Below are 11,644 nucleotides of genomic sequence, written 5' to 3'. Positions count from 1 at the left end.
TGCAATTTTGCAACGCCGCTAAATGGCTGTTTTTCGGCGTTTTAAACCGAAGTGTTGCCATGGTGAATCAGGGGTGTGGGTGGCTGTCTTGACTCTGTCATAAAACCACCGCTTTGCGGAAACATGCACGGCCTAGCGGGGCTGCGCTTCCAACAAAGCAAATTCACACCCGAAGAGACGAAGGGGTCTTCTCGATGAAGTTCAAGTATCTCCTGGCTGCCAGCGCAGTCAGCCTTACCGCCGGTGCCGCCATGGTCGCCGCTCCGGCAGCCGCACAGCAGATCACTTCGGCGATCCAGGGCACCGTGCAAGACGAAAATGGTGCTCCGCTTGCCGGCGCAGAAGTGATCGTCACCGATACGCGTACCGGTGCAAGCCGCACCGTGACCACCGGCCCTGCCGGCGGCTTCGCTGCATCCAACCTCACCGTTGGTGGTCCCTACACCGTTGCGGTCGCGGCTCCTGGCTTCGAAGGCCAGACCCTGAACGACGTCAACACCAGCCTCCAGGGCGCGACCGATCTGACCTTCACGCTGACCAGCGGTTCGGGCGTAATCGTTGTCACCGGCGCACGCGTTGCGACGACGCAGATCGCTACCGGCCCGGGCCAGAGCTTCGGTCTCGAAGTTCTCGAATCGGCTCCGACGTTCGACCGCGATATTCGCGATATCATCCGTATCGACCCGCGCGTCAGCCTCGACCGCGACGATAGCGGTTCGGGCGTGGACCGTATTTCCTGCCTCGGCGGCAACGATCGTTCGAATGCCTTCACCATCGACGGCATCAACCAGGGCGACGTTTACGGCCTGAACGACACCGGCTTCGCATCGCGCAGCTCTGCACCCATTCCGTATGATGCGATCCGCGAAACGCAGGTCGCTTTCGCGCCCTTCGATGTCGACTACGGCAACTTCACCGGCTGTGCGATCAATGCGGTTACCAAGTCGGGTTCGAACGAATACCACTTCGGCGGCTTTTTCGAATATTCGGACCAGGATCTGCGCGGCGACCAGGCGGATGGCGTAGTTGCTGGTAACATCGAGCCTCTCAAGCGCTGGGGCGGCTACGTCAGCGGACCGATCATCAAGGATCGCCTCTTCGTTTTCGCCGCTTACGAGCATCAGGAAGCCGGTTTCCCGCAGGAGTATGGCCCTGCAGGTGGCGGTTTCGGCGATGAAATCGGCGCGGTTTCCGTCGAGCAGTTCAACGAAATCTCGGACGTTCTGAGCTCGGTATACGGTATCGAAACCGGACCTATTGTCTATGTCCGTCCTTACGAAAACGATCGTTATTTCGTTCGTGCCGACTTGCAGATCACTGATGATCACCGTTTCGAGGCGACCTACCAGAACCTGCAGGAATCGACCCTGGGTCCGGACGACTTCAGCCAGTTCGGCAGCTTCCGCGGCTCCGTCGTTGGTGCCAACACGTTTAACGAGAGTGGCACCGAGTCCGAGTATTACTCGGGACGCCTCTACTCGCAGTGGAGCGACGCGTTCTCGACCGAGTTGCGCTACTCGCGTTCGGAAATTCAGGATCTCCAGGGTCCGCTCGGCGGCGGCGAGGCACAAGATGCCAACCCGATCCCGCGCATTGTCGTAGGTATCGACAATGGCGCCGCTGCGGGCGCCGATCAGTATGGTGCTGTGCAGGCCGGTCCGGGCTTCTCGCGCTCGGCGAACGACCTGCAGACCAAGATCGACCAGTTCCGTGCTGCCGCCACCCTTGAAGCCGGCGTGCACCGCTTCAAGGCAGGTGTGGAATGGAACCACGCGAACCTGTTCAACCTGTTCGTCCAGAATGCTACGGGACAGCTGGTTTTCCAGAACATCGACGATCTGCGTGAGGGTATCCTGTCCAATGGCGACAGCACTTTCACCAACCCTGAAAACGTCGCGACCGGCGAAGCCGTCGGTGCATACGGCGCGTTCTCGGCTACGGGCGATGTGCGTGACGCCGCTGCAGCTTTCTCGCGCGACATTTATTCGGCTTTCCTTCAGGACGAATGGATGGTCAGCGACCGTCTGGACGTGACCCTTGGTCTCCGTGTCGACTGGTATGATGGCGATGCACCGGCCCTGAACCCGAACTTCGTCGATCGTTATGGCTTCGGCAACAACACCGGCTTCAGCGCGCTGGATCCCATTGTTATGCCGCGCGCATCCTTCGCTTACGACCTTGGCGATTTCGCAACATTCTCGCGTGCGGAACTGCGTGGCGGCGTCGGCATCTTCTCCGGCGGCGATCCGCTGGTCTGGTTCGGCAACGCTTTCCAGGGCGACGGCCGTGGCTTCGCTCAGGGCGACACAACCGACGATCTGTGCCCCGCCGGTCCGATCGACGTGGTCCAGAACGGTAGCTTTACCGGTGTCCCGCAGTGTTTCCGTGACGCAGCGATCGCGAGCGCAGCCGCCGGTCTCGGCGATACCCAGTCGATCGACCCGGATATCGAGGTTCCGAGTGTTGTTCGTGCAAACCTCGGTTTCTCGAGTGCGCTGGACTTCGCCCCGTCGGGCTTCTTCAGCAACTGGTCGCTCAATCTCGACTATATCTACTCGCGCTATCGTAATCCGTATACGATCGTCGATCTCTCGCAGATTCCCGACATCGATGAGGGGCTGAACGGTTTCGCAATTGATGGCCGCCCGATCTATGCTGCTATCGAACCGACGCGTAGCGGATGTGATGCCGTACTGGTCGACACCTATCCGCCGACCTACACGGGTGTCACGGGCGACTGTTTCGGCACGCGCCGCGACAACGAGCTCATGCTCACGAACTCGGCCGGTTACGACAGCCAGATCGTTTCGGCGATCCTCGCCAAACGCTTTAATGGTGGCCTGTTCACCGACGGCGGTTCGGTCAATTTCAGCCTGGGTTATGCATTCACCGACGCCAACGATCGTCGCAACATGTATAACTCGACTGCCGGTTCGAACTACGACCGCACGGCCGCATTCGATCGCCAGGCTCCGGCCGAATCGCGTGGTTTCTTCGCCAGCAAGCACAACATCACGGCGCGCACATCCTTCCGTGAAGAGTTCTTCGACGATCTGACCACCCGTCTGGGCGTCACTTTCGTGGCGCGTTCGGGCCGTCCCTACTCGATCACCTTCTCGGGCAGCGGCGACTTCAACGACTCGACTTCGGGTAACGATAACGTCCTTGCCTATATCCCGAGCGGGATCAGCGATCCGAATGTTTCGCCGCTGTCGGACGCGGACGCAGTCGCCGAATTCAACGAATGGGCGCTGTCTCAGGATTGCGTCGCGGACTATGTCGGTTCGTCGATCGCTCGTAACACCTGCGAAAACGAGTGGTATTACGACATGGATGTTTCGTTCAGCCAGGAAATCCCGGGTCCGGGTCGTCTCTTCGGCCGCGACGATCGCCTGACGCTCTTCGCTTCGATGGATAACTTCCTGAACTTCCTCGACAGCGACTGGAACATTCAGCGTCGTCGTAACTTCTCGGGTCTGCAGGATGTCGCGGGCACCGACGGTGTGGACGATCAGGGTCGCTACATCATCACGAGCTTCCGCGGAGCCGATGCGATTGCAGACGATGCCTTCGTAAACGTCAGCTCGTCGCTGTGGCGCCTGAAGATCGGCGTCAGCTACGACTTCTAAGTCGGGGCGACCCGCTTGAAACAGGAAAGGGCGGTCCTTCGGGGCCGCCCTTTTCGTTTGCGCCGGGCCTCTCGCGCCGGGTGCTGCGCTTACGCTGCCTCGAGCAGTTCTTCGGCCAATTTCCTCCGTACGACCGGTTCGACGCCGGAACGCAGCGCCCGTTCGAGGGCGGCGGCTTTCTCGCCCAGGGCCTCTTCTCCGAACATTCCGGCTGTGCCCGCCAGCTTATGGACGGTTCGTGCCAGCTCTTCGATATGCACGCCCTCCAGGACGTCCTGTTCGACTGCCGCAGTGACAGCGGCAAGCGCTTCGGACCGCCGGGCATTCCATCGCTCCAGCAGTTCGCTCGACGGTTTGCGCGCCGGGCTTGCTGAAGGCGGGGGCGGCAGAGTCCCCGTATTGTCCGGCACGATCCGCACCGGTAGCCATCTTGCCAGCACGGCCGTCAGTTCCTCAAACACAAGGGGTTTCGCGAGGTGCCCTTGCATGCCTGCCTCCTGCGCAGCTGCGATGTCCTCGGGAAATGCATTGGCGGTGAGCGCGATGATGGGCAGCTGGCTCAATCCCACGCCATGGCTGCGAATGGTGCGCGTGGCCGTGTAGCCATCGCAACCCGGCATCTGGATATCCATCAGGACGAGATCGAACGGCGCTTCGCTTTCCGCCGCATCAAGCGCCATCTTCACGGCTTCGGAGCCGTCATAAGCCACGGTTACCCGCTGCCCCAATTGTTCCAGCATGGCGGTCACCAGCATCCGGTTCACGTCATGGTCTTCCGCCACCAGAACGCTCGCCGATGGCGGCGGAGCAAGCCGGTTGCCCGCGCGCCGCTCTTCCATGGCGGGATCGTCCAGATCCTGATCGACTTCCTGAAGCGGAATACGCAAGGTAAAGCGCGAGCCCACGCCAGGCATTGATTCGACTGTCAGGCTGCCACCAAGCAATTCGGCCAGCTTACGCGAGATCGAAAGGCCGAGCCCAGTCCCTCCGAAGCGCCGTGTCGTGCTTGCTTCTTCCTGGATAAAGGGATCGAAAATCCCGTCGAGACGCTTCGGGTCAATGCCAATTCCGCTATCTTCGACCGAGATTGCCAGTCGAGGACCTTCCTGCAGCACGCTGACCGTCACGGCACCGGTCTCGGTGAATTTCACGGCATTCCCGATCAGGTTGAGCAGCACCTGTCGCAGGCGAAGAGGATCGCTCTGAATATGGGCCGGAATATCTTCCGGGCACGATGCGCCCAGTTTGATCCCCTTGCGTTCCGCGCCTGCCATATGAAGCCGCACACAATCCTCGACTAGGCGGGGCAGGTCGAAAGTCTCGTAATTGATGACAAGCTGGCCGGATTCGATCTTCGAGATATCGAGGATGTCGTTGAGCAACATCATCATGGATCGTCCCGACCGGGCGATGAGGTCGGCATAGCGCGCCGCTTCCGGATCCAGCTCCATGCGCGCGAGCAGGTCGGCAAAACCGAGCACCCCGTTCATCGGTGTGCGGATTTCGTGGCTCATATTGGCGAGGAACTGGGCCTTGGCGCGGGCGGCGTTTTCCGCATGCCGGGTGGCGCGTTTAAGCTTTCTCTCGAGTTCGACCCTTTCGGTGACGTCACGGGCCGATACGACGATGCCCTCCCGCTCTCCCGTGGCGTGATCGAATGCGAGTGCGCAGTCGGCTTCGATATAGACCGGTGATCCATCCTCGCTGTCGAGAAACCGGCGATAGGTGAAGCGTTCACTCTTGCTCTTGCCGGACAACAGCCTTTCCTCGACCCCTGCGACTTCCTCGCGAGCTTCGGGGTGAACCCTCTCGCCCGTCGTCATGCCGACGAATTCCTCCGGCGCGGCGCCGAGAACGCGGCTGACGGACGGCGAGGCATAGGTGCAGACCCCGTGCAAATCGTATCGCAGGATCGCATCCGTGATATTCTGTGCCAGCAGGGCGAGATGCTTGCGGCTGTTGATGAACTCTTCCGTCAATCGCTCCCTCGTCGACAGCACTGCTGCCACCGGGAAACCGACCAGGACGGAAGATGCGAGGAAGGCCTCGAGCACGATCAGCTGCGAATGGAGGGGCATGGGCAGCAGGTTGATCGGTCCGTAGCCCATCTGTGTTGCGATCACCGCGATCGTCGCCACCTTGAACACCGAGAACGCCGTACCGAGCGCGCCGAGGCGGAAGGCATGGGAGATGATGATCGGCGGGACGAGGAAGAGCAGCGGGTAGGACGTCTGCAGGAACACGATCAGCGTAACCGATGTGCCCAGGGCAGTGAGCGTGGCCCATTCCAGTGCCTCTTTGCGTGTCGGAAGGCGCGGATTGGAAATGGCATCCCACAGCACAAGGACGGCAGGCGCGATGATGACCATCGAAAGGGCATCGGCAGCTGCCCACTGCATGACGCCGGAAAACGACGCATTGCCTGCACCTGCCAGCACGAGCGATGCGACTGTCGCTGAAACGAGCGGGGCGACAAGGCCGGCCCCAAGGACGAAGACGACAAGGTCGCGCGTGTCCTCCATCGTCGGACGAGAGGACGCGAACTTGCGGACGAGCCATAAGGCGATGATGATTTCCGTAATGTTCGCGCTCGACAGGATGAGCGCTGTCGAAAGCGTGTCTCCGACGAAAAGGTTCGCCGTGACATTTCCGGCAAGAAACGCGGCAAGAAGTATGCGTTCGTTGCGGAATTTCATTCGCAGCAGGATCGATGCCGCCAGCGCATTGGGCAACCAGACAACCGCGATCCGGCCATCCCCGCGGGTCAATTCGATGCTGACGAAGGCGAGTGTGGCAAATGCGAGAAAACCGAAGATGCAGGCGATCAGGGTCGTGCCATCGGGCCGGAAGCGGCCCTTGTACAATGCGATTGGCGATGGAAGGCTTGCGATAGCAGCATCTCCTCGTAGGTTCGGCATTGAACCTTCAGGGCCGTGGAACGCGGCCACCCTATTCCCCGTTGAGAGGCAATGAGCGAGACGCAATCCCGGTTCAGCACGCAAAAGAGACGGCCCAACGGCTGGGTAATCCTGCTTATATTGCTGATTCACATAGGAATCTTCTACGCACTGATACGTAGTCTGGCGCCCGGGGTGGTCGCCACTGTGGAACGCGAAGTCGTTTCTGCCTTCACCGTCACGGTCACCGCTCCGCCCGAAGAGACGCCCGAGGTCGAACCTCAGCCGGACGAAGGTGCGCAAGGCGATCCGGGGCGTGAGGCAGTGCCCCAACCGGTTACGGCCCCGACGCCCAGGCAACAGGTTCGCGAAGATCGGCCTGTGCCGCGCGCTTCGTCGACCGGTACTGCGACCGATTCAGGGGCAACCGATAACGGCACCGGCACGGGCGCTGCGGGAAGCGGTCTCGGCACGGGTGCCGGCCGCGGCGGCGGCGGGCAGGGGGGCGTAGCGGCGACGAAGCCGGTCCTTGTGCGGGCTATCACAGATGCCAGCGCTTTCCCCATTCCGCCCGGCGGGAGGGAGGCGCGGATCGGCAAGTCGGTCATAGTCAGATTGCGGGTGTCGGCAGAGGGACGTGCCACGAGTTGCTCGGTCTACCGGCCCAGCCCGTTTCCCGAGACCGATTCGAAGGTGTGCGAACTGGCGCTGCAGCAGCTGCGCTTCGAACCTGCGCGAAATGCAGAGGGCCAGCCTGTCGCGGCGCCCTTCTATTACCAGCAGAGGTTCTTCAACTAGGCCGGGTCAGCTGGCGGATAGGTCGGACAGCAGCTGTTCGAGCTCTTTCTTGCCATAGGGCTTGGTCAACAGCCCTCGCGCGCCCAGCTCTTCGACGCGGTCCTTCATCTCGCCATAGCCGGTCGCCATCCAGAACGGAGTTCCGCGTCCGGCCAGCTCCTTGGCGATTGCCTCGCTGTTCTCGCCGCCCAGATTGTAGTCGAGGATAGCAGCTTCGAAATCGTTCTTCGCCAGCGCCTCCATTGCGCCTGCGACCGAACTTTCCACGCGCACCTGCGCCACGCCCAATTCCTTGAGACAATCCTCGGCATCGAGGGCGATGATCATGCTGTCTTCGACCAGCAGCACGCTGCCGGGTGCAGGCTTGGTGTCGCTGTCTGTTTCGGAGTTTGGAACACCATCAGCTTCGCTGTCCGCAGGGGAGGTCGCGGCCTGCTCAGCCTCGTCCCACTCGACGAAACGGTCGGGGACCCGGAAACTCGCTTCGACGCCGCTAAGCTTGTAATCCACCCGTGCCTCGCCGCCCAATTCGTGCGGGATCGAGCGCTCGATGATGGTGGATCCGAAGCCGCGCCGGGACGGGGGCCTTACCGGCGGACCCTGGCTTTCCGTCCAGTCGATTACGAGCGAATCGTCGTAGTCGCGCCGGGTTGTGATTTCGAGCAAGCCCGTGCTGTCGCTCAAGGACCCGTATTTGGCCGAGTTCGTGAACATCTCGTGGATGACGAGGGCGAGCACCGTGTAGGCTTCGGGGTTGACTTGGGCTTCCGGTCCGGTCACCCGCAGGCGGTCGGTCTTCCCGGCGAGGTATGCCTTCGCCTCGCTGTCGATCAATTCGCCAAGCGGCGCCGACGACCAGTTGCCCTTGGTGATGTTGTCATGTGCGAGCGCCAGCGCGGAAACCCTGCCGCCGACGATTTCGGTGAAGGTCTCGATGTCACGCGCGTCCCCGCGCGACTGGTTGATCAGGCCGCGGATCAGGTTGAGGATGTTGCGCACGCGGTGGTTCAATTCCGCGATCAGCAATTCCTGATGCGCTTGCGCCTTGCGTCGTTCTTCCAGGTCCTTGTCGGTCAGGCGCAGGATGATTTCCAGCAGGCTTACGCGCAGCTGGTCGGCCATTTGGAGCTCGCCATCGGTCCACGGGCTGCTCTTGCCCTCGACCGTTTCCTGCCACGCCTCGAAACTCTTGCGCGGGGTGAGGCGTGCACCGTTCGGGCCCATTTCGACCGGCTTGTCGGGGTTGCCCGCCCAGGTGACGACCTGGTCGAGGCTTGACCGCCACAAGACGAGATAATCGCGGGGCGAGCGCGAAACCGGGATGATCAGGGCACCGACAGCGCGGTCCGAAAACCGCTCGGCGCGGGGAAAGCGCGCGGGTAATTCGTCCACCGCCAGCACCCGGCTGGTCGCTGCCGCATTGAGGGATTTGACGAGCGCCCGGAATTCTTCCTCGTTCGGTCCCTTGCCGTTAAGCTTGTAGATATCGTCGACGAAGATGCTGATCCCGTCGTGCGGGATGATCTGCCCAATGACCGGATCGAGGGTCGGCAGGCTTTGCAACAGGCTTTGCCCGGCGACGATATCGCGCATCAGCCGGTCGTGAACCTCGCGCCCGCGGTCGCGGAGCTTCGAATGCTTCTTGTTGAGCGCCCGCTCGATCAGCAGCGAGACTATCTCGGAATAGAGTTCGGCCGCAGTGCGCTGGGAATAGGGCAGGAACTTGGGCGAGTAGTGATGGCAGGCAAACAGACCCCAGAGCTTTCCGCCAATCACGATCGAGATCGAGAGCGAAGCTTCGACGCCCATGTTGCGCAGATACTCGATGTGGATCGGCGAGACAGCGCGCAAGGTGCTCATCGATAAGTCGAGCGGCGCACCTTCTGCGGTTATCCCAGGTTCGATCGCGACCGGCTCGTCGTTCACGTCACTGATGATGCGAAAGCGATTGCGCACGTAGAGTTCGCGCGCCTGTGCCGGAATGTCCGACTTGGGATAGCGGAGCCCGTGGAATTTCTCGAGATCGCCGCGCGCCGATTCTGCCACAACCTCGCCCGAAAGATCGCCGTGAAAGCGGTAGATCATGACGCGGTCCATATGCAGCGTCGTGCGTACCTGTCGGGCGGCCTCTTCCAGCAAGGTGTCGAGGTCGGTCAGCTTTTCGAGGCGCTGCATGGCAGGGCGCAGGAGGCCAAGCTGGCGGCTGATATCGCCCTGCTTGTGCCGCTCGATCTCGATGATCGAATAGGGGCCGGAGCAATGGAGGGCGCAATCGAACAGTGTGCCGTCGCCGCGCAGGTCCAGCCCGAACAAGCGTTCGATTTGGTCATCGTCGATGAGACCGCTCACCGCGCTGCGCAATTGATCGACTGCCGGGCCGGCAAGCACATTGGAGAGCCTGCTGCCGATCTCGATCTCCTCATCGAGTCCGAGCATTTTTTCCAGGTTCGTCGATCGCTGGGAGACCAGCCAATCGGTGTTGACCGCAACCAGCGCGCCGAAACTCTGGATTCGCCCGAGCTGGTGGATCGGCTCCCGATCGCAATTGGTCAGATCGACCTGGTAGTCGGGAGCGCTCATGCGGCTTCTTTCAGTTCGGATCGGGCGAGCACGTCCAGAAATACGGTGAAGGCGAGCGTTGCGCCGTCGATCATCTGGTCTTGCTCAAATCTGTCGAACTCGCCCGCTAGCACCGGAAGGAGGGTTCGGAAATAGGTTGGCATGCGAGAGTCGGCGAGAAAGGCATTTGCATGGTCCAAACCGTGCTTTCGGCGCTGCGCCAGCATCGCGCGATTTCCCATTGAAGACCCCGAAACGACCCACGCCGCGCCCAGTGCAGCGGCGGGCGAGGTGAACGAGGCGTTGCCGGGAATGCGGATCGGTTTATGGCCAAGCGAGGCAAGATCGCGATCCAGCAGTTCGAGTTGTGAGGGAGGTACATCGATGTGATCGGGCTTCTGCTCGGCAAAGCCGGCGTCGAGCAATTCGCGACCGGCGTATTGAATTGTCAGGAATCGCGCGAAGGATGCGTCGTTGCCGACAGGCATGGAGCCCATTGCGGCGTCCAATTGGTCGTGCAACGTGGCCGTGGCCGCGCGTAGTCTTTGTCTCAAGTCCGCTCCCCCTACGGCCGCATTCGGGCGCCGGAGCGGTCCGGCTTTCAAACGCGAATGGGCCGCCAGAATAGCGGTCCCCAGCAACAAGCGATTGAAAGCGAACGGGGTTCCCGCCGCAAATCAAATTTTCTGAACGTCAGGTTTTTGGCGCGCTCAACAGCTTTTCGCCCTTGGAGCGGATGGCGCTTTCGATCATCGGTTTCACGAAGCTCAGCGCCATCGGCAGGTCGACTTCGAAAACCACCTGCTTGTCCTCGATCAGGACCCGCGAATTCAGCGATTGACCCATGGTGACGACATTCACCGCCATGGTGTCTTCGTTCGGCCACGACACGTCGACTTCCGCCATGCCGCCAGGCACGACATCGGCGATTTCATGGCTGCGGCTGGAGAGGCGGTGGCGCACTTCTTCCTTGGGAAGATCGTGGGAAATCGGGACGCGCATCAGCTCTTGTGCTCCAGTTGCGGGCTGGTCTCGGCACCTTCGCCGAACTTGTATTCGAGGAACCGGTGCTTGATCGCCAAATCGTCGAGCGAACCTTCGGCCAGCTGGCGCGTGATCGAATCGATTTCGCCGCTGATCTTGGACAGGCTGCCCGTCAGCTGTTCGTCTGGCGTCGCCCCGGCGCGCTTTTCAGTGCGGAGATGCGCCGGGATCTTGCGATAGCTGTCGACCATCTCGGGAAGCTGTTCACCCACCAGGCTGCGGATTTCCCGGGCCTTGGGGTGGTTCTGGTCGAGGCCCTCGAGCTGGAAGCCGAGATTATCGAGCTGCACCCCGATCTGGTCGACCAGATTGACGGCCGGCGGGGGCAGGGCGGGTCGCTGCGCTTCGAGCCATAGCTCGGTGCGGCTCACCATTTGCTTCACATCGCCCCGGTTGATGTCGGACCGCTTGGGGACCTTCACCTTGGGGTAGTTCGAAAAGACCGCCGCAGCGACGACGACCGCAAGCGCGATCGCCATCACGCCGACGAAACCGATCCCGTCGAGCACCAGCCCCGCGATCGATCCTGCAACGAGGATCGTGAAAACGGCGCCAACGAAATAGGTAATCCGTTTCGTCCAGTTCTTGCGGCGCACCCGGGCCGATCCTTCACCGATCGACACGGCGCGGCGATGGCGGCCACCTTCACGATTATCGCGCACGAGTGCCCTGCCTTCGGAAAGGATACGGTCGGAATCTCGGCTTAAGTCGCTCAAG

7 protein-coding genes are annotated in these 11,644 nt (G+C 61.4%); 2 read left to right on the top strand and 5 right to left on the bottom strand.

Going from position 1 to position 11,644, the window contains the following annotated elements; translation table 11 throughout:
* Positions 1 to 194 precede the first annotated feature (194 nt).
* Positions 195 to 3,629 (top strand): TonB-dependent receptor, encoded by a 3,435-nt coding sequence (locus BM173_RS00470; RefSeq protein ID WP_090476319.1) that lies wholly within the window; start codon positions 195 to 197, stop codon positions 3,627 to 3,629.
* 89 nt (positions 3,630 to 3,718) lie between these two features.
* Here the strand turns inward: BM173_RS00470 and BM173_RS00465 are convergent, their stop codons facing one another.
* On the bottom strand, positions 3,719 to 6,493 hold the full coding sequence (locus tag BM173_RS00465; protein ID WP_177201764.1) for a hybrid sensor histidine kinase/response regulator: 2,775 nt from the start codon (positions 6,491 to 6,493) through the stop codon (positions 3,719 to 3,721).
* Positions 6,494 to 6,598: 105 nt separating this feature from the next.
* Between BM173_RS00465 and BM173_RS00460 the strand changes: the two genes are divergently transcribed.
* The gene (locus BM173_RS00460; protein ID WP_090476315.1) at positions 6,599 to 7,324 is read left to right on the top strand and encodes an energy transducer TonB; all 726 of its coding nucleotides are present in this window, start codon (positions 6,599 to 6,601) and stop codon (positions 7,322 to 7,324) included.
* A 6-nt stretch (positions 7,325 to 7,330) separates the two neighbouring features.
* On the opposite strand, the gene BM173_RS00455 is transcribed toward BM173_RS00460, so the two are convergent.
* The 4 genes from BM173_RS00455 to BM173_RS00440 all read right to left on the bottom strand — a co-directional run bounded on the left by BM173_RS00455 (position 7,331) and on the right by BM173_RS00440 (position 11,643).
* Positions 7,331 to 9,904 (bottom strand): HWE histidine kinase domain-containing protein, encoded by a 2,574-nt coding sequence (locus BM173_RS00455; RefSeq protein WP_090476313.1) that lies wholly within the window; start codon positions 9,902 to 9,904, stop codon positions 7,331 to 7,333.
* Positions 9,901 to 10,371 carry a heme oxygenase-like domain-containing protein gene (locus BM173_RS00450; protein WP_143089539.1) on the bottom strand — a complete coding sequence of 157 codons (471 nt, stop codon included), beginning with the start codon at positions 10,369 to 10,371 and terminating at the stop codon, positions 9,901 to 9,903. Before BM173_RS00450 ends, BM173_RS00455 begins: the two co-directional genes overlap by 4 nt.
* A 205-nt stretch (positions 10,372 to 10,576) precedes the next feature.
* Positions 10,577 to 10,885, bottom strand: a complete 309-nt coding sequence (locus tag BM173_RS00445; protein WP_090476309.1) for a polyhydroxyalkanoic acid system family protein — start codon at positions 10,883 to 10,885, stop codon at positions 10,577 to 10,579.
* Complete coding sequence (locus tag BM173_RS00440; protein WP_090476306.1) at positions 10,885 to 11,643, bottom strand: hypothetical protein; 759 nt, start codon at positions 11,641 to 11,643, stop codon at positions 10,885 to 10,887. The genes BM173_RS00445 and BM173_RS00440 overlap by 1 nt, the downstream gene beginning before the upstream one ends.
* Position 11,644: the final 1 nt, after the last annotated feature.

Source organism: Qipengyuania nanhaisediminis (assembly GCF_900115585.1).
Classification (GTDB): Bacteria; Pseudomonadota; Alphaproteobacteria; order Sphingomonadales; family Sphingomonadaceae; genus Qipengyuania; species Qipengyuania nanhaisediminis.
This window is presented reverse-complemented; position numbering and strand designations above follow the sequence as displayed.